This window comes from Rheinheimera sp. MMS21-TC3 (genome assembly GCF_032229285.1).
In the GTDB taxonomy this organism is placed as follows: domain Bacteria; phylum Pseudomonadota; class Gammaproteobacteria; order Enterobacterales; family Alteromonadaceae; genus Alishewanella.
The window spans coordinates 1,966,085-1,985,219 of record NZ_CP135084.1 but is presented as its reverse complement, the minus strand read 5'-3'; the positions used below and the strand labels follow the sequence as shown (position 1 = coordinate 1,985,219).

14 protein-coding genes and 2 tRNA genes are annotated in these 19,135 nt (G+C 40.2%); 5 read left to right on the top strand and 11 right to left on the bottom strand.

The genetic code is table 11. The features are described 5' to 3' along the window. Positions 1-62 precede the first annotated feature (62 nt). The 11 genes from gloA to RDV63_RS09700 all read right to left on the bottom strand — a co-directional run bounded on the left by gloA (position 63) and on the right by RDV63_RS09700 (position 9,127). Positions 63-464 carry a lactoylglutathione lyase gene (gene gloA / locus RDV63_RS09750; RefSeq protein WP_313909307.1) on the bottom strand — a complete coding sequence of 134 codons (402 nt, stop codon included), beginning with the start codon at positions 462-464 and terminating at the stop codon, positions 63-65. A gap of 13 nt (positions 465-477) precedes the next feature. Further along, positions 478-1,113, bottom strand: a complete 636-nt coding sequence (gene nth, locus RDV63_RS09745; RefSeq protein WP_313909306.1) for an endonuclease III — start codon at positions 1,111-1,113, stop codon at positions 478-480. A 15-nt stretch (positions 1,114-1,128) separates the two neighbouring features. Continuing rightward, entirely contained in the window at positions 1,129-1,821 is a 693-nt protein-coding gene (locus RDV63_RS09740) for an electron transport complex subunit E (RefSeq protein ID WP_313909305.1), read from the bottom strand. After that, on the bottom strand, positions 1,818-2,450 hold the full coding sequence (rsxG, locus tag RDV63_RS09735) for an electron transport complex subunit RsxG (protein ID WP_313909304.1): 633 nt from the start codon (positions 2,448-2,450) through the stop codon (positions 1,818-1,820). The genes RDV63_RS09740 and rsxG overlap by 4 nt, the downstream gene beginning before the upstream one ends. Then, positions 2,443-3,513, bottom strand: coding sequence for an electron transport complex subunit RsxD (gene rsxD, locus RDV63_RS09730; RefSeq protein ID WP_313909303.1), 1,071 nt, complete (start codon positions 3,511-3,513; stop codon positions 2,443-2,445). Before rsxD ends, rsxG begins: the two co-directional genes overlap by 8 nt. Beyond that, the gene (gene rsxC, locus RDV63_RS09725) at positions 3,510-5,564 is read right to left on the bottom strand and encodes an electron transport complex subunit RsxC (protein WP_313909302.1); all 2,055 of its coding nucleotides are present in this window, start codon (positions 5,562-5,564) and stop codon (positions 3,510-3,512) included. Before rsxC ends, rsxD begins: the two co-directional genes overlap by 4 nt. 5 nt (positions 5,565-5,569) lie before the next feature. After that, positions 5,570-6,124: an electron transport complex subunit RsxB gene (rsxB, locus tag RDV63_RS09720; protein WP_313909301.1), complete on the bottom strand. Its 555-nt coding sequence runs from the start codon at positions 6,122-6,124 to the stop codon at positions 5,570-5,572. After that, complete coding sequence (rsxA, locus tag RDV63_RS09715; RefSeq protein WP_313909300.1) at positions 6,121-6,705, bottom strand: electron transport complex subunit RsxA; 585 nt, start codon at positions 6,703-6,705, stop codon at positions 6,121-6,123. Before rsxA ends, rsxB begins: the two co-directional genes overlap by 4 nt. Positions 6,706-6,817: 112 nt before the next feature. Next, complete coding sequence (locus RDV63_RS09710) at positions 6,818-8,680, bottom strand: GGDEF domain-containing protein (RefSeq protein WP_313909299.1); 1,863 nt, start codon at positions 8,678-8,680, stop codon at positions 6,818-6,820. A gap of 244 nt (positions 8,681-8,924) precedes the next feature. Further along, positions 8,925-9,001 (bottom strand) — tRNA-Asn (locus RDV63_RS09705). 49 nt (positions 9,002-9,050) lie between these two features. After that, positions 9,051-9,127: transfer RNA gene (locus tag RDV63_RS09700), tRNA-Asn, on the bottom strand. A 541-nt stretch (positions 9,128-9,668) separates the two neighbouring features. Between RDV63_RS09700 and RDV63_RS09695 the strand changes: the two genes are divergently transcribed. The 5 genes from RDV63_RS09695 (at position 9,669) to RDV63_RS09675 (ending at position 19,133) form a co-directional block, all read left to right on the top strand. Continuing rightward, on the top strand, positions 9,669-11,042 hold the full coding sequence (locus RDV63_RS09695; protein ID WP_313909298.1) for an MATE family efflux transporter: 1,374 nt from the start codon (positions 9,669-9,671) through the stop codon (positions 11,040-11,042). Continuing rightward, positions 11,026-13,023: an excinuclease ABC subunit UvrB gene (gene uvrB / locus RDV63_RS09690; protein ID WP_313909297.1), complete on the top strand. Its 1,998-nt coding sequence runs from the start codon at positions 11,026-11,028 to the stop codon at positions 13,021-13,023. Before RDV63_RS09695 ends, uvrB begins: the two co-directional genes overlap by 17 nt. Before the next feature lie 119 nt (positions 13,024-13,142). Continuing rightward, on the top strand, positions 13,143-14,246 hold the full coding sequence (locus tag RDV63_RS09685) for an efflux RND transporter periplasmic adaptor subunit (RefSeq protein WP_313909296.1): 1,104 nt from the start codon (positions 13,143-13,145) through the stop codon (positions 14,244-14,246). A gap of 1 nt (position 14,247) precedes the next feature. Further along, a complete protein-coding gene (locus RDV63_RS09680; RefSeq protein ID WP_313909295.1) occupies positions 14,248-17,346 on the top strand; it encodes an efflux RND transporter permease subunit in 3,099 nt (1,032 codons plus the stop codon). After that, the gene (locus RDV63_RS09675) at positions 17,343-19,133 is read left to right on the top strand and encodes a M14 family metallopeptidase (protein WP_313909294.1); all 1,791 of its coding nucleotides are present in this window, start codon (positions 17,343-17,345) and stop codon (positions 19,131-19,133) included. The genes RDV63_RS09680 and RDV63_RS09675 overlap by 4 nt, the downstream gene beginning before the upstream one ends. Positions 19,134-19,135: the final 2 nt, after the last annotated feature.

Sequence of the window (19,135 nt, the reverse complement as noted above, 5' to 3'; positions counted from 1 at the left end):
ACACCTGCTATTGACATATTTGCTATGTGTAAGCTAAGCGTTAGCCTTAATTACTTATAGCATTACAGCGTATCGTAGCTGTCTTTTTTCTCAATTAACTCTATAGCGTAATTATCAGGATCACGGACAAAGGCAATTTTAGTTGTGCCGCCTTTAACTGGCCCAGGCTCACGGCTTATAACTCCGCCTTTAGCTCTGATTTTGTCACAAGCTTGATAAATATCCTCTACTTCTATCGCAATATGGCCATAGGCATTACCTAAGTCGTAGCTGTCGGTATCCCAGTTATAGGTAAGCTCTAATACTGTGTGCTCAGACTCATCGCCATAGCCGACAAAGGCTAGGGTGTAACGGTATTCTGTATTGTCTGATTGGCGTAATAAGCGCATGCCTAACACCTCAGTGTAAAAAGCGATCGACTTGTCTAAATTTCCCACGCGTAGCATGGTATGTAACATACGCATAATAAGCTCCTAGTTAAGAGTCGGTTTTATCTTTATATTCACAAAGATCTTCGATAATGCAGCTATTACAGCGCGGCTTACGCGCCACGCAGGTATAGCGGCCATGCAAGATTAGCCAATGATGGACATTTAATTTAAATTCAGCGGGCACCACTTTTAATAGTTTTTGCTCCACTTCATCGACATTTTTACCTGTAGCCAGTTTTGTTCGATTAGATACTCTAAATATATGGGTATCTACCGCTATGGTTGGCCAGCCAAAAGCTGTATTTAGCACCACGTTAGCTGTTTTTCTGCCCACACCCGGTAAGGCTTCTAGCGCAGCCCTGTCTTCGGGCACTTGGCCTTGGTGTAAGTTAACCAGCATACGGCAGGTTTTAATAGTGTTTTCGGCTTTAGTATTAAATAAGCCTATCGTTTTAATATATTCTTTTAGCCCATCAACACCTAAATCTAACATAGCTTGAGGGGTGCGGGCGATAGGGAATAAATGCTTAGTAGCTTTATTTACACCAACATCGGTTGCTTGAGCAGACAAGAGCACAGCGATTAATAGCTCAAAGGGTGAGCTATATTCTAATTCCGTGGTAGGGTTAGGATTAGCATCACGTAAACGGGTTAAAATCTCTATACGCTTTTGCTTGTTCATGTATTGGCTTTACCCTTATTGTACTGCACCTGTGACACGTGCCCGTGAAATTTTAGCCGCACTGGCTTCACGTTGTTGAAGTCTATTATCAATAATGTTTTTTAAGGCAATTAACAGCCCCATACCAATAAAGGCACCAGGTGGTAGCATAGCTAACAAAAAGTGACTATCAACTTGGAATAGTTCAATACGCAATACTTTTGCCCAGTCACCCAGTAAAAGATCGGCGCCATCAAATAAAGTGCCTTGGCCGAGGATTTCTCGCAATGCACCTAATACGACTAGCACTAATAAAAAACCTAAGCCCATCATAAAACCATCTATAGCAGAAGGTAGTACTGCGTTTTTTGAAGCAAAGGCTTCTGCTCGGCCAATAATGGCGCAGTTAGTGACAATTAAAGGAATAAAAATACCTAAAGATTGATATAAACCAAAGGTATAAGCATTCATTAGCAATTGCACAACAGTAACTAAACTTGCAATAATTAACACAAAGACCGGAATACGAATTTCTGCTGCGACATGATTACGAACCAAAGATACTGCTATGTTAGAAAACAGTAATACTAATAAAGTCGCGACGCCTAAACCTAAAGCATTAGTAATAGTGGCAGTTACGGCTAATAAAGGACATAAGCCTAATAACTGAACTAAACCTGGGTTGTTTTTCCATAAGCCTTGTATAGTTAACTGTTTAAAGTTACTCATTCTGCAACCTCGCAATTAGCAGGCAAACTAGCCAGTTCTGGATGCTGTAGTACGTATAGTGCTGCTTTTCTTACTGCAGTGACAACAGCTCGCGGCGTAATAGTAGCACCAGTAAATTGATCAAACTGGCCACCATCTTTACGTACGGCCCAAAAAGCGGCGTTTTCTGCTGTAACTGTTTTATCACTTAAACTAAAAATCCAGTTAGAGCGTCTAGATTCCACTTTATCACCCAAACCTGGGGTTTCTTGGTGGTTAACAACCCGAGAGCCAAGTACTAGCCCCTCTGGCGTCACCGCAACAATTAAATCTATATTGCCACTATAACCATCAGGTGCTGTTGATTCGACTAAGAAAGCAGCAACCTTATCTTGTTGCCGCCAGCGATAGATATTTTGTGCTGTCTCTCGGCCTAAAAACTCTAAAGATACCACTTGGCGACAATCAGATAGTAGGACATGGTCAACACTTATGCCTGGCAGTACTTCTTGCAGTACTGCTAACTTACTGGCTAAAGCTTGCTCGGCAATTTTGGGTGCTGTTAATAGGTTTACAATACTTAGGATAGCGACACAAACCGCTGCCACTACAGCAAGCGATAGCGCATTATGACTGATAGCTTTAATCATTTTTAGGCCTCGGTTGCTTGTGCCCATAAGTGCGAGGGCGGGTATAATAATCAATAAGAGGAACGGCCATATTAGCAATTAATACCGCAAAAGCATAAGCATCAGGGTAACCACCATAAGTACGAATTAAGTATACGGTTAAGCCAATTAAGGCTCCGTACCAGAGCCTCCCTTTATTGGTTGTAGCAGCTGACACCGGATCAGTAGCAATGAAAAAAGCAGCCAACATAGTACTACCACTAAATAAATGAAATAGTGGGCTAGCTAAGGTGTCAGGTGCTGCTAAGCTACCTATAGCACTAAAAACACTTAGGCTAATTAAAATAGCCGCAGGAATGCGCCAGCTAATGACTTTAAGTTGAATCAGAGCTAAGCCGCCCAGTAAATAGGCTAAATTAACCCATAACCAACCACTACCGGCAAAAGCATAGAATATAGGTTTTTGTAAGCTTTCGCTTAAAGTCATGCCTCGGCTAATATCAGTGCGCAGGGTGTCTAATGGGGTTGCCATTGTTATACCATCAGCTGTTGACTGTAATTGCTGTAAACTAAAGCCGCTGCAACTAAACTGATTGAAAATTACGCAAACGGCATCGGTAGGGCTTAAGGCTATAGCTTGTAATGAAGCAGGCGGTAGCCATTGCGTCATTTGGACCGGAAAAGAGATAAGCAATAATACATAGCCTGCCATAGCTGGATTAAATAAGTTATTGCCTAAGCCGCCATATAATTGTTTGACCATAATAATGGCAAAAGCAGTACCTATAATAACTAACCACCAAGGTGCATAGGGCGGTATGGCAATAGCAAGTAACACAGCCGTTAGCATGGCACTGTTGTCACGCAATCTAGGCCAAACTGCTTTATTTCTAAGTAGCATAACAATAGCTTCACTTAGTAAGGCGGTGGTTATTGCTAGTATTAATTGAATAATAACACCATAACCAAACAAAATAGCTTGGACCATAATACCGGGAATACAAGCTAGCATAACTAAACGCATAATTTGTGCCGTGCTGCGCTGTAAACGCTGGTGTGGAGAACTGGCTATTTTAAAACTCATGATTGATTATCTGCTTGTTTTTTGGCTTTAGCTCTAGCTATGGCCGCTGCTATAGCCGCTTTACGCGGGTCAGATGCTGCGTCGGCTGTTACATCGGCAGTAGCTTGCTCTTGATTAGTCGTTGCTTCGACAGTCTTTGCTGGAGCTGACTCTTCATCTTTTTGTTTTTTAGCTTTAGCTCTAGCTATGGCCGCTGCTATAGCCGCTTTACGCGGGTCAGATGCAGCGTCGGCTGTTACATCGGCAGTAGCTTGCTCTTGATTAGTCGTTACTTCGACAGTCTTTGCCGGAGCTGACTCTTCATCATTTTGCTTCTTAGCTTTAGCTCTAGCTATGGCTGCGGCAATAGCTGCTTTGCGTGGGTCTGTTTCAGCATCTTGATTAAGGCTAGTATCTTTAGCGACAGGCTCTGCTTGGCTACTGGCTTGTTTAGCGCGCTGATATTCACGAGCTTGTTGCTTTTTAAGCTCTCTTTGCGCAATGATATCTTCTTTGTCTAATTCAGCAGGAGCAGTTTGTTTATTTGCCGCTTTAGCTTTAATTCTTGCTAAGGCATCTGCTACAGCGCTGGCTTTACCACTAGCTTGTTGTTGTTTTGCTCTGGCCGCGGCAAGTTGTTCATTTCGTTGTTGGCGCTCTAGTTTTTCACGCTCTAAGCGCTCATTTCTAGCATCAAATCGTGCTTTTGCTTGCTCTGCTTTTATCGCATCTTGTTGTTGTTCCCTCAGCTCTGCTTTAGCCACGCGATAGTATTGTACTAATGGGATTTCACTCGGGCAAACATAGGCACAGGCACCACATTCAATGCAATCGAACAAGTTATATTCATTTAACTTCTCTGCATCTTGAGCTTTGCTATACCATAATAATTGCTGAGGTAATAATGAAGCGGGGCAGGCATCTGCACAGGCGCTGCAACGTATACAGTCGGTTTCATTTTCAGCAGCAGGTAACTCTGTTGCTGTTGGCGCTAAAATACAATTACTCGATTTAATAATAGGTACATCTAAACTAGGCAAGGTAAAGCCCATCATAGGGCCGCCCATAATAACTCTTTGTTTAGGTTGGGCGCTAAAACCGCAAAGATTAAGTAAATCAACTACAGGGGTGCCAAGTAAGGCAATAACATTTTGTGGTTGATTTAAGGTGTCGCCAGCCACGGTCACAATACGAGAGATTAAAGGGTGGTCATCCAGTACCGCTTGGGCTACAGCAAACACAGTACCAACATTTTGCATCACAATGCCAATATCTAAAGGCCGACGGCCGGTTGGTACTTCAGCGCCGGTTAAAAGCTGTATTAGTTGCTTCTCACCGCCTGAAGGATATTTAGTGGACAGGCTGCGCACCCAATAATTATCGCGCTGATTACAAGCTGCAGACATAGCCGCTATTGCTATAGGTTTATCATCTTCAATGGCAATAAGTACTGCTTTGGGTTGCAGTAAATGACACAGAATATCGATACCCTTAACAATAGTAGTAGCGGCTTCTTGCATTAACATATCATCAGCTGTGATATAGGGCTCGCATTCAGCAGCATTAATAATCAGATAATCAATGGGTTTGCTTGAGCCAACCTTTAAATGGGTAGGAAAACCCGCGCCGCCCATACCGGCAATACCACTATCATGAATACGATTAAGTAAAGTTAGTTTATCCGCTGTATTAAGGTTTAGCGGTTGTCTTGGCCGCCATTCATCTAAGCCATCTGGTGCTAGGGTTAAGGTCATTTCAGGCAAAGCCGAAGGGTGAGCACTACTATGAGGCCCTATATTAATTACCTCACCAGAAGTAGGAGCATGTATTGGCACTGTCATGGCATTATCTGCAGAAGTTAATGCTTGGCCTTTTAATACTTTATCACCAACTTTAACTAATAATTGGCCGGCAATACCAATATGTTGCCTTAACGGTAAATATAAACGATCAGGTATAGGCAATTGTGCTATAGGTTTTTGATTAGTTTGGCTTTTTCTGCTAGGAGGATGCACCCCACCATGAAAATCCCATAACATGCCAGATTTAATTTGTTCAAATAAACTTTGCACAGTAATTAAGGCTCCACTATGCGAACGGGTATTGCTTCTAAATCCCATTTCCAGCGTTGGGTGGTTTCAGCAACAGGTATCATATCTATGCAATCAACCGGACAAGGCTCAACACAAAGATCGCAGCCAGTACATTCATCCACTATGACAGTGTGCATTAACTTAGATGCCCCAAGAATAGCATCTACTGGACAGGCTTGGATGCACTTGGTGCAGCCTATGCATTCATCTTCACGAATATAAGCTACACGCTTAATAGAAGGCTCTTGAGCAGCGTTTAAAGGTTTCGCTTCAACACCCATTAAATCTGCTAAATTACGAATAGTGCTTTCGCCACCTGGTGGGCACTTATTAATTTCATCACCATTAGCAATAGCTTCTGCATAAGGTCGACAGCCGGGATAGCCACATTGCCCACATTGGGTTTGTGGTAAAAGGTCGTCAATTTGATCAACTAGCGGATCACCTTCCACTTTAAAGCGAAAAGCAGCAAAACCCAAAACTGCACCAAAAACTAAGGCTAAAAGGCCAATGGCGAGTAAAGCCGTTAAAATACTCATGCTACTTTAACCAAACCGGTAAAGCCCATAAAGGCAAGTGACATTAAGCCTGCGGTGACCATACCAATAGCCGCACCTTTAAAAGGGGTAGGTACATCAGCTGCTGCTAAACGTTCACGCATAGCAGCAAATAAAATTAACACTAATGAGAACCCGACTGCAGCGCCAAAACCATAGACTACAGAGTTAATAAAGTTATGGCGTGCATTTACATTTAGCAGTGCCACGCCTAATACCGCGCAATTAGTAGTAATTAGCGGCAAAAATATACCTAAAAGCCGGTATAGCGTTGGGCTAGATTTATGCACAACCATCTCAGTAAACTGCACTACAACAGCGATAACTAAAATAAAGCTTAAAGTACGCAAGTACAGTAAATCTAAAGGTGCTAATAAATAATGGTCTACTAAATAGCTGCATAACGAAGCAAGCGTCAAAACAAAAGTTGTCGCTAATGACATACCAATAGCTGTTTCTAACTTACTTGATACCCCCATAAAAGGGCATAAGCCAAGAAATTTAACTAAGACAAAGTTATTTACTAGCACTGTACTAACAAGTAACAGTAAAAATTCGCTCATGGACCCGTCCAAGCAAAAACAAGGGCTATATTATGCTATTAAGCGGCGTTAGACACAACCGGACAAATTATAGGGGAATAGCGACTAATAGATTATTAGTCGCTATTAAATGTTAAAGCGGTGTAGGCTTACCTATGTAATAGCCCTGATTACCATCGATGAATAATGATTCCAACATATGCTTTTCTTCTTGAGTCTCTACGTTCTCAGCGAAAACACCCACACCGATGCGGTGTGCAAGATCAATCATTAAGCGCATAAAGTATTGGTTATTTTTATCTTCATCAATTCTGCGGGTATAGCTGCCATCCATTTTGATGTAATCGGGCTTTAAATCACGGAAGAATTTAAAAGATGTAATACCGACGCCAAACCGCTCTACTGTAATACGTGAACCTGCTCTGTGTACCATATCAATAAAGCGTTTACTGGTTTTGAAGCTTTGTTGCATACCAAACTCAGTGACTTCAAAGATTAACTTAGATGCTATATTGGCATCTTTTAATAAACGCCGTTCTAGCCAAATACAAAATTGATCATCATGCACACTACGCGCCGATAAGTTAATACCAAAATATTGGTCTTGTAAGTTTTTATGTTTTATTTCACTTAGGGCTGTTTCAATGATTAAGCGATCAATTTCAATAATCTTATCTAACTTTTCGGCCATAGCTAAAAATGAAGCTGTAGGTAGAATTTGATCTTCTTGGGTTTTAAAACGAACTAATATTTCAGAGTAGGTTCTTGATGAGCGCGTAGCGGGTTGAATAAGCTGCACTAATAAACTGATGCGATTATTTGTAAGAACATCATCAATAACATTACGCCAGTTTTGGTTACCGTAACCGTTACCTCGAGACATTTCTAAGCCAGATGACTCTTTTTGGATATGCCAAGCATTACTTTGTTTAGTTTGGGCTAAACTGATGGAAGTGTCTGCAATGGCAAGTAATTCACCTAAGGCTTTATTAGCGTCATAACTTACTAAACCGGTATAAGCCACAGAATCTAATTCAGACAGTTTTTGATATTCATTAAAACGGCTTTGCAACTGCAGCGCAAAATGTTCAGCTTCTTTAGGCGTAATTCTTGGTAATAAAATTGCAAAGTCAGAACTGTTTAACCGGTAGATTTTATGGTCAACATAAGAGCCGGCTTGCTTTTTGATGATGTCTGCAACTTCACGAATATAGCTATCACCTTCTTGATAACCCCGAGATTGATTTATTGTTTGTAGCTCAGTACAGCGAGTTATGGCAAAGACACCAAACTCTTTATTTTTTGAGTTATATATATTGTCTTCAAAAAATTGTAAAAAACGGTTGCGATTTGGTAATCCTGTGACTGAATCTTTATAAGCTTGTTCAGCTATATCTTCAGCTTTTAGGGTGATAGCTTGAAATTGACTGTCGGTATGGCCTTCAAGTTTTTTAAGGCTAACTTTTATTTCAGCAAACTCATGTGGGATCTTACTCCAGTCTGTTTCTGTAATGTTAGTCTTATCTGTAAAGCTATCAATAAGTTGATTAACAGCAGCTGTAGCACGGCGATAACTGCGACTAATACCATTTTTACCAATTAATGCCGGAAGCCAGCCTAAAATAAAAGGGGCTATAAATAATAACAGTAAGGTATTTTGAAACTGCTTGAGAGTATCAGATTGATTTAATTGAAAATTAACGATTATATTTTGTTCAGCATTTTTAACAGTTTGACTTTTTTGTTCAACCCCAAAAGCATTTAAAATAAATTGCGCTAAAGCGGGGCGCTTATCCGTTTGACTCTGTTCGTGTAAAACTACACCGTCAAGTTGGCTAACATGCAAAGTCGTTAATGCAAAGCTTCGCTCTAGTTGGCGACTAATTATTTTACCGTCACCACTTAAATGATGAACTAAAATCTGATCAACTACTCTTTGGGCACTTTGCTCTGTGTTTTCTAATTGTTGTTGGGTAAATTGGACTAAAACAAACATTGATATTCCAGCTAATATAATAGCTGCTAATAACTGCCCCAACAATAATGTTCTAAGTATTCTCATAAGCTATGACCACCAGATTAATCTAGTTTCCTTGTCCTGATGCATAATATAGTTTTATCTAGGCACAATGGAAAGGTAATTCAATCAATATTATTTATTGATAAGTAAACTATTTATGGATAGATACCGTTTATTGTAGAGATATGCAACTTAATTTAAGTTTAAGCGATATAAAAGGTGGCTCCCCAAGTTGGACTCGAACCAACGACCTACGGATTAACAGTCCGCCGCTCTAACCAGCTGAGCTATTGGGGAATACTACTAAAATTGTTACTTTTTATCAAAAAAGTATTGTTGAATAATTTGGCTCCCCAAGTTGGACTCGAACCAACGACCTACGGATTAACAGTCCGCCGCTCTAACCAGCTGAGCTATTGGGGAACAACATTCAACGGGGCGCAATACTAATGCCCGTATTACAACCTGTCAACTGTTTGCGTAGCTGAATTTCATTCTAACGAATCACTTGCGTAATGTTTAAGCAATGCGCTGCAAAAACACACCAATCTAGTTACTAAATTAAACAAAAGTATTTTAAACACTGTTCATTAGACGGCAAGTCTATATAGCATGCGCCTTAGGTAAGGTTACCCACAGAATCTGTGGATAACTCTGTGGATTGATGTGTGTAGACTGTAGCTAAGGCTTATGTTCATTGACTTTCTTGCAGGTCAAGCCTATTGCGATGAAAATATTTTTTGTTATAATACAATAACTTATATAATTAACAGTTAAGTAGCAAATATATTGCTAGCAAAATGTTAACTCTTTTTTGTTAGGGCTTGAATTGTGAACTCTTTATAGGCTATTACAGCAAAATTGCTGATATAAATCAGTATAGTCAGCTAATAATGTTAAAATAGCATGGCTGCTGTGGTTGCTTTTCTTTACAATGGGCGGTCGATTTTTATTAGTTGAGATTATGAATTCTATTAAAGCGCCAAGCGCCTTATTAAAAGGTGATATTAAAGCGACTATGGTTGCTATGACAGTGCCGATGTTGTTCGGCACGCTGATTTTAATGACATTTAATATTGTTGATACATTTTTTATTAGCTTATTGGGTACAGAGCCGTTAGCGGCTATTAGTTTTACTTTTCCTATCTCGTTTACGCTTATTAGTTTGGCTATAGGCTTAAGTATTGGCACATCAGCTGTTATTGCTCGAGCCTTAGGCCAAGGTAAAACGGCTGAGGCGCGCAGTGATGCAACGGTCGCTTTAGCTTTATCTTGTAGCATAGTGGCTCTAATGTCAGCCGCAGGCTATTTTTTTAGTGCTAATATATTTAAAGCCTTAGGGGCTTCAGATCTAATTTATAGCTATATCCAGCCTTACATGGATTTATGGTTTTTAGGCTCGGTGCTGCTTGTTATTCCTATGATTGGTAATGCTATTTTACGTGCCGCTGGTGATACTAAGATCCCCAGCTTAATTATGGGCGCATCCGGTTTAGTTAATGCGGTACTAGATCCTATTTTAATTTTTGGGATAGGGCCTATTCCTGCTATGCATATGCATGGGGCCGCTATGGCTACTGTGAGTTCCTGGTTAGTGGGTAGTATAGCTATGCTGTATATGCTTAATAAACGCAATTTAATAGATTTAGATTGGCCAAGTTGGTCGTTTTTAAAAGTAGCAAGTAAAAAAATTCTTAGTATTGGCTTACCTGCAGCAGCTGCCAATATGCTGACACCTTTAGCCATGGCTATTTTAACCGCTATGATGGCAAACTATGGGGCTCATGCTGTCGCTGGTTTTGGTGTTGGTGTGCGTTTAGAGAGTATTGCTTGTTTAATAGTACTTACTTTATCTATGACTCTGCCGCCCTTTATTAGTCAAAACTTTGGGGCAGGCTTTTGGCACCGAGTACAGCAAGGGTATCAACTTTGTGGTAAGTTTGTATTGGTATGGCAGCTACTTGTCTATCTAGTACTTGCTATACTGGCAATACCTTTAGCGAGGTTGTTTAGTGATGAGCCAGAAGTTATCCACATTATAAGCTTATTTCTTTGGATAGTACCTTTAGGATACGGTTTACAAGGTATTACAATTTTAACTAACTCCTCTTTTAATGCTTTACATCTTCCGGTTAAAGCTATGGGATTAAGCTTAGTGCGATTATTTGTCTTTTATGTCCCCTTTGCTTGGTTAGGGGGCTATCTATTTGGTTTATTAGGTTTATTTGTTGGTTGTGTGCTGGCCAATGCCTGTACTGCAAGTATTGCTTGGCATTGGTTTAACCAAGTAGTGACTAAAACCGCAAAAATGGGAGACCAAGTTGTCAAGAAACTTTGAACTTAAATCAGATTACTCACCCGCTGGTGATCAACCAAGCGCAATTAGCCAATTAGTCACAGGCTTAGATGCAGGCTTAGCGCATCAAACATTATTAGGTGTCACAGGCTCTGGTAAAACCTTTACTATGGCGAATGTTATACAGCAGGTTAATAGACCTACCTTAATCATGGCGCATAATAAAACCCTAGCAGCGCAGTTATATGGTGAAATGAAAGCTTTTTTCCCCAATAATGCCGTTGAATATTTTGTTTCTTATTATGATTATTATCAGCCTGAAGCTTATGTTCCCTCTACAGATACTTTTATTGAAAAAGATGCCTCTATTAATGAGCACATAGAGCAAATGCGTTTGTCTGCAACTAAAGCTTTGATGGAAAGAAGAGATGTAATAATAGTTGCCTCAGTATCAGCAATTTATGGCTTAGGTGATCCTGCCTCTTATATGAAGATGCTATTACACCTTAAACAAGGCGATATTATCGATCAACGTTTTATTGTCAGGCGTTTAGCAGAGTTGCAATATAAGCGTAATGATATAGATTTTCAGCGTGCAACCTACAGAGTGAGGGGGGATGTTATTGATGTATTTCCCGCTGAATCAGACGATATTGCCGTTAGAATTGAATTGTTTGATGAAGAAATTGAACGTATTAGTTTATTTGATCCCTTAACAGGCGCCGTCGAAAAGATTGTTACTCGTTATACTATTTACCCTAAAACCCACTATGTTACGCCACGTGAAAAAATATTAGACGCCGTTGAAAATATAAAAACGGAATTACAACAACGCCGTGAAGAGTTATTAGCTAATAATAAATTAGTAGAAGAGCAGCGCTTAAGTCAGCGTACCTTGTTTGATATTGAAATGATGGTTGAATTAGGCTTTTGTTCGGGTATAGAAAACTATTCACGTTATTTGTCTGGTCGGGCAAATGGTGAGCCACCTCCAACGCTTTTAGATTATTTTCCTGCTGATGGATTAATGTTTATTGATGAGTCGCACGTAACAGTATCGCAAATTGGCGCTATGTATAAAGGTGATCGCGCTAGAAAAGAAAACCTAGTCAATTATGGTTTTCGCTTACCTTCTGCGCTAGATAATAGACCGTTAAAATTTGAAGAGTTTGAAGCTATAGCGCCCCAGCGAGTCTATGTATCGGCAACCCCTGCAGCTTATGAGTTAGCGCAATCGGCAGGAGAAGTCATAGAGCAAGTGGTTAGGCCAACAGGTTTACTTGATCCGCCGATTGAAATACGGCCTGTTGCTACTCAAGTAGATGATTTGTTATCAGAGATTTATATAAGAGCAGCAAAAAAACAACGAGTATTAGTAACAACTTTAACAAAAAAAATGTCTGAAGCACTAACAGATTACTTAGCTGATCATGATGTTAAAGTGCGCTATTTACATTCAGATATAGATACCGTTGAGCGGATGGAAATTATTCGAGATTTACGCTTAGGGGTCTTTGATGTTTTAGTAGGCATTAATTTACTGCGTGAAGGCTTAGATATACCTGAAGTGTCTTTAGTGGCTATTTTAGATGCAGATAAAGAAGGCTTTTTACGCTCAGAGCGCTCATTGATCCAAACCATAGGCCGTGCCGCGCGTAATTTAGAAGGGCGGGCCATATTATATGCCGATAGAATAACTGGCTCTATGCAACGGGCCATAGATGAAACAGATAGACGGCGTTTAAAGCAACAACAGTTTAACCAATTGCATGCTATTACACCTACGGCCATAAAAAGAAAAGTTAGCGATGTAATGGATTTAGGCCAAGCACCAGTACCTGGCTTTTCATTAGTGTCTGAAAAGCTTAAATTAGTAAAAGGTAAAACACCTTATCAAATTGAAGCGCAAATCCAACAGCTTGAACAAAAAATGCTGCAGCATGCCAAAGATCTAGAATTTGAACAAGCAGCAGCAACCCGAGATAAAGTTCAGCTATTAAAACAAGCATTATTAGAAATTTAGTCTTTAATTAAAGCAAGTTATTATGAAATAGCATGCATATATATTAAAATTTAGGCAAAATAGGCAACTGGTCAGACATCTTGATTTGCAGTCACTTGTTATTACTTCGGGAAATAATTATGCGCAATATATTCATTAGGGCATTAAGTTGCTCATTAGTTATAGTTGGCTTAGGTTTGTTGCTAACAGGCTGCGATAGCACAGAAGTGACAGCAGAGCCTAGTGTTATTCGACCAGTTAAATTGTTTACTGTCACTAATGAACATTTAGCCGTAACCAGACAATTTCCAGCTGTGGTAGAGCCCACTAAAAGGGCAAATTTAACCTTTCGTGTGAGTGGTAAGTTGATAGAGCTAAGTGGCCGGCCCAGTAATAATGTTGAACAAGGTCAATTATTAGCTCGGCTTGATGATACCGACTTTAAACTACGAGTAGATCAAGCCAGTGCGCGCTATGACTTAGCTCAAACCCAATTTGAACGAGCACAAATGCTAATTCAACAAAAATTAATATCTCAAGCACAGTTCGATGAAATAAAAGCGCAATTACAGGTGGCTCAAGCAGATTTTAGTGCCGCTAAAACCGCTCTGAGTTATACCCGTTTAGAAGCCCCTTTTGCTGGGACAATTTCCCGTCTGTTAGTTGAAAACCATGAAAATATTGCGGCACAACAACCTATAATGGAGTTGCAAGTTCGTGGTCATGTTGATGTTGTGATCCAAGTGCCTGAAGATGTTATTTCTAATGTTCGCCATGATGTAGATTATCAACCCGAAGTTATTTTTGACTCTCACCCTGAGTATCGATATAGGGCAAGTTTACGTGAGTGGGATAGTCGCTCTGATCCAAGTACTAATAGCTTTAAAGTCGTGTTTAGCATGAAGTCGCCAGAAGAGTTTAATGTGTTATCCGGCATGACAGCCAATGTTATTGTCGATATGAGCAAAGTTAACCGCAATAATAATAATGCTTTATATATACCCGTAACCGCGATCTTTATGCCAGATGCGCAAAATCTTGCTTCACAGCAAAGCTATGTTTGGTTATACGATAAGAAGCAAGGTTTAGTAACAAAAAGGCCCGTAACTGTAGGTGAGTTAACTAATGCAGGCGTGGCTATTATAAGTGGTATTGCAGTAGGAGACACTATAGTCACCGCTGGGGTACAGCAGTTATCAGAGGGACAGCAAGTACGGCCTTGGGTACGAGAAAGGGGGCTTTAAGATGGATGTTGCCCGTTATTTTATTAAATATCGCACCACATCTTGGTTATTTGCGACCATTTTATTATTAGGCGGCATAATGGCTTATATGGGCTTAGGCCGGCTAGAAGATCCGCAATTTACCTTAAAACAGGCAATGATCATAACTGCCTACCCAGGTGCCTCACCAACCCAAGTTGAAGAAGAAGTTAGCTACCCTTTAGAGAATGCAATTCAACAACTACCTTATGTTCAGCACGTTACGTCAGTATCGTCAGCGGGTTTGTCCCAAATAATGGTTGAAATGAAAGACCAATATCGGGCAAAAGCCTTAAAGCAGATATGGGATGAATTGCGGCATAAAGTATCTGATTTACAGCCTACTTTATCACCTGGGGTACAGACACCCCAAATTAAGGATGATTTTGGCGATGTATTTGGCATTTTATATGCCTTTACTGGTGAAGGTTATGCTTATGATGAATTACGGGATTATGTCGATTTTTTACGACGAGAGTTAGTACTATTGCCAGGTGTAGCAAAAGTGGCGGTAGGGGGCATACAGCAAGAGCAAGTGATTGTTGAAATATCCAGACCTAGGTTAACGGCTTTAGGTGTAGCGCCACAGCAATTAGCAGCTTTATTGCAAAGCCAGAATATGGTGGCAAATGCAGGCTCTATTCGGGTAGATAGCGAACGCTTAAGAATTTATCCAACCGGAGAGTTTCAATCGGTTAAAGAACTTGAAACCCTAATAATTAGTAGCCCAGATTCTAAAGAATTAATTTATCTGGGTGATATAGCTCGGGTCTATAAAGAGCATACTGAAATCCCTAATCATATAGTCAGGTTTGGTGGTAAAACAGCGCTGTCGTTAGGTATTGCTTTTACGGGGGGTGTTAACGTAGTGGATGCTGGTGAGGCCGTTAAGCAGCGTTTAGCGGCGTTAGAATATAATAAGCCAGTTGGGATTAATATTGACACTATTTATAATCAGCCTAATGAAGTCGAGCATTCTGTTTCTGGTTTTATAATCAACTTAGCGCAAGCCGTGGCTATTGTTATAGTTGTCCTGTTAGTTTTTATGGGGCTACGCAGCGGTATTTTAATCGGGCTAATATTACTACTAACAGTACTAGGAACTTTTATCTTTATGAAGCAAATGGAGATAGAATTACAACGGGTTTCACTAGGTGCTCTAATCATAGCCTTAGGCATGTTGGTAGATAATGCGATTGTTATCACCGAAGGTATACTTATAGGTATGCAGCGGCGGTTGAAGTTAGCCGATGCAGCAGCCTTAATAGTTAAGCAAACTAAATGGCCATTATTAGGGGCGACTATTATCGCCATTACTGCTTTTGCCCCTATAGGTTTATCGAGCGATGCCAGTGGTGAATTTGCTGGTAGTTTATTTTGGGTATTATTAGTTTCATTATTAATTAGTTGGGTAACGGCTATTACCTTAACGCCATTTTTTGCCAGTGTTTTATTTAAGCAAGATGCAACTGATACCCAGGCTGATGATAAAGAAGTAGCTTTATATCAAGGTTTTATCTTTAATATCTACCGCGCGGCTTTATCTAAAGCATTAGGCTATCGTTTTATCACTTACTTAGTTACTCTTAGCTTATTAATCGCAGCCGTTATTGGTTTTGCCAACGTAAAACAGGTGTTTTTTCCGCCTTCAAATACGCCGATATATTTAGTCGACTTATGGCAACCACAAGGTACAGATATCGTTTTTGCTGCAGAGCAAACCAATGGCATTATGCAGCACTTGTTAACAATAGAGGGTATTGAGTCAGTGGCCAGCACCACAGGTCGCGGGGCAGAGCGCTTTATGTTGACCTATCAGCCAGAAAGAATTTTCCCAAGCTATAGCCAACTAATTATTCGTGCCGATAATCATGAGTTAGTACCAAGTTTAATGCGACAAACACGTGAATATATTAACCAGCACTATCCTAATATTGAACAAAAGCTATTACGGTTAGAAGTTGGTCCTTCAACACCGGCTAAAATTGAGGCGCGCTTTAGTGGTGCCGATCCAGATGTATTACGGCAATTAGCCAGTGAGGCTAAAGCAATATTAAAGGCTGATGGTCAAGCGGTTAATATTCATGATAATTGGCGTGCTAGAAGTAAAGTTATTCGACCAAAGTTTAATGAAGCAATGGCCAGACGAGTAGGTGTGAGTAAACAAGATGTCGACGATGTATTGCTAACCAGTATGATAGGTCGCACTGTTGGTATCTATCGTGATGGTACACATTTATTACCTATTATTACTCGCTCGCCGTTAGCTGAGCGCAATAATTTAGATGCCTTATATGATTTACAAGTTTACAGCAATAAATTACGCCGTTATGTGCCTATAACCCAAGTGGTTACTGGCTTTGATTTGGTATGGGAAGATGCCCAAATACAGCGCCGCGATCGTAAACGTACTATTACCGTGATGGCTGATCATGATAACTTAAGCCAAGATACAGCATCAGCACTGTTATCTAGAGTGAAAGCCGATATTGAAGCTATAACTTTACCCACCGGCTACTTTTTAAGTTGGGGCGGCGAGTATGAAGCACAGCAAAAAGCCCAATCTGCTTTATTTAGCTCTTTACCCTTTGGTTATTTAGTTATGTTTATTATTACGGTGCTGTTATTTAAATCTATGCGTAGTGCTTTTGTTATCTGGGCTTGTGTACCGCTTGCGGTAATAGGTGTTAGTTTTGGTTTATTAATTATCGGTGTGCCTTTTGGTTTTATGGCGTTATTAGGCTTTTTAAGCCTATCGGGTATGTTAGTTAAAAACTGTATTGTCTTAGTGGAGCAAATTAACCTTGAACTTGCAGAAGGTAAAGAGGCATTTACAGCTGTATTTGATAGCGCAGTCAGTCGAGTAAGGCCTGTATCTATGGCTGCAATAACAACTATTTTAGGTATGTTACCGTTACTAGGTGATGACTTCTTTGCCAGTTTAGCTGTAGTAATCATGTTTGGTTTAGGTTTTGCTACAGTGTTAACTTTATTGTTTTTACCGGTGTTATACTGCAGTGTTTTTAAAATACCGACACCGAATAAACTAAATTCACCTACAGCAATTATGGATAAACAATGAAACTAAGTGGATTATCGCTATTGTTAGTCATCAATAGTGCAACCTGTTGGTCATTAAAAGCCGACACTTTACCGCCTTTAGAAGCTTGGCAAGGCCAAAGCGAGCAATTAATACAAAGTGCAGCTTCTAGTTGGGTCACACCCGCTGAGTTAACAAAGTTAACTGACAGCCCAGATTATGCCGCTACTATGGCTTATGTACACAAGTTAGTTGCTAGTTCAGATATGTTAGAGCTGGAGCAGTTTGGTACTAGCGCTCAGGGCAGAGCTATATTTGTGGTAAAAGCCAGTAAGCAACTGGCTAAAATGGCCCAAAATACTAAGAGACCATTACTGTTAGTGCAGGCAGGTATTCATAGTGGTGAAATAGATGGTAAAGACGCAGGGTTAATGTTGTTACGTGATATTGTTCATGGCGATAAGCAAGCCTTATTAGAGAATGTTGATTTACTTTTTGTGCCAATTTTCTCAGTGGACGGTCATGAACGACGTTCTGCCTATAGCCGGATGAATCAACGCGGCCCTAGTATCCAAGGCTGGCGTGCGACGGCACAAAACTTGAATTTAAATCGAGATTATAGCAAAGCAGATGCACCTGAAATGCAAGCTATGCTGCAATTAATCAATAAATATGATCCCGATTTATATCTAGACATTCATGTTACCGATGGTGAAGATTATCAATATGATATTACCTATGGCTTTAACCATGCATCTGCTGCTATTAGCGTTAATAGCGCAAGTTGGTTAACTAAGCTATATCGTCCGACAATCGATCAAGCTTTACAACAAGCTGGCCATGTCCCAGGGCCTTTAGTTTTTGGCATAGATAGTCAAGACTTTGCTAAAGGCTTATCGGGCTGGACAGCTACACCACGCTACTCTAATGGCTATGGTGACGTTAGGCATTTACCGACTATTTTGGTAGAAAACCACAGTTTAAAGCCTTACAAACAAAGGGTGTTAGGTACTTATACTTTGTTAGAAGCCACACTAGGATTATTGGATCAGCAAGGTAAAGCGTTAATGTTAGCCAAACAAGCTGATCAGCATGCTAGACCTAAACGTATGGTATTAAGCTATACCGATAATACTAATCCAGTACTCATTAACTTTAAAGGTATAAGTTATCAAACAGCTAGCAGCGAATATAGTGGAGCGACTTATGTAAAATGGACCGGAGAGCCCACTTTATATGCCAACTTACCGGTGTATTGGCAAAATGTAGTAGAGAGAGATATTGCTATTCCAACCGCTTATTGGCTCCCTCCACAGCAGCAAGAGGTTATCCAGCGTTTGCGTATACATGGCATTAAGTTTGATGTAATTAACAAAGCACAAAAAATTAGTGCTCAACAATTAACGGTGACCGATTATCATTTTGCAAAAGAGCCATTTGAAAGCCGTTTAACTATTACTGATGCTGAATTTAGCCGTGAACAAAGCTTACATAGTATAGAGCAAGGCTGGGTGAGGGTTAGTACCGATCAACCACTTGGCCGCTTAGCTGTTGCTTTGTTAGAGCCAACAGCACCTGATTCTTTTTTTAAATGGGGCTTTATGTTAGGGTTATTTCAACGCACTGAATATTTTGAGCCTTACGCAATTGAGCCACTAATCGACCGTTTATTAGAACAACAACCTAAACTAAAGCAGCAGTTTGCTGAGGCTTTAGCAGAAAATAGTGCTTTAAAAGCCGATCCTAGAGCCCGTTATGATTGGTTTTATCAAAAACTGCCTTATTATGATCAGCAATTTTTAAAATACCCAATTCTAATAGAGCTGTAGTG

Excerpts from the sequence above, each read along its gene's own strand:
- RDV63_RS09680 (WP_313909295.1), top strand. The coding sequence starts at position 14,248 with ATGGATGTTGCCCGTTATTTTATTAAATATCGCACCACATCTTGGTTA.
- rsxD (WP_313909303.1), bottom strand. The coding sequence starts at position 3,513 with ATGAGTTTTAAAATAGCCAGTTCTCCACACCAGCGTTTACAGCGCAGC.
- rsxG (WP_313909304.1), bottom strand. The coding sequence starts at position 2,450 with ATGATTAAAGCTATCAGTCATAATGCGCTATCGCTTGCTGTAGTGGCA.
- nth (WP_313909306.1), bottom strand. The coding sequence starts at position 1,113 with ATGAACAAGCAAAAGCGTATAGAGATTTTAACCCGTTTACGTGATGCT.
- RDV63_RS09710 (WP_313909299.1), bottom strand. The coding sequence starts at position 8,680 with ATGTTTGTTTTAGTCCAATTTACCCAACAACAATTAGAAAACACAGAG.
- RDV63_RS09685 (WP_313909296.1), top strand. The coding sequence starts at position 13,143 with ATGCGCAATATATTCATTAGGGCATTAAGTTGCTCATTAGTTATAGTT.
- gloA (WP_313909307.1), bottom strand. The coding sequence starts at position 464 with ATGCGTATGTTACATACCATGCTACGCGTGGGAAATTTAGACAAGTCG.
- RDV63_RS09740 (WP_313909305.1), bottom strand. The coding sequence starts at position 1,821 with ATGAGTAACTTTAAACAGTTAACTATACAAGGCTTATGGAAAAACAAC.
- rsxA (WP_313909300.1), bottom strand. The coding sequence starts at position 6,705 with ATGAGCGAATTTTTACTGTTACTTGTTAGTACAGTGCTAGTAAATAAC.
- RDV63_RS09695 (WP_313909298.1), top strand. The coding sequence starts at position 9,669 with ATGAATTCTATTAAAGCGCCAAGCGCCTTATTAAAAGGTGATATTAAA.
- rsxB (WP_313909301.1), bottom strand. The coding sequence starts at position 6,124 with ATGAGTATTTTAACGGCTTTACTCGCCATTGGCCTTTTAGCCTTAGTT.
- RDV63_RS09675 (WP_313909294.1), top strand. The coding sequence starts at position 17,343 with ATGAAACTAAGTGGATTATCGCTATTGTTAGTCATCAATAGTGCAACC.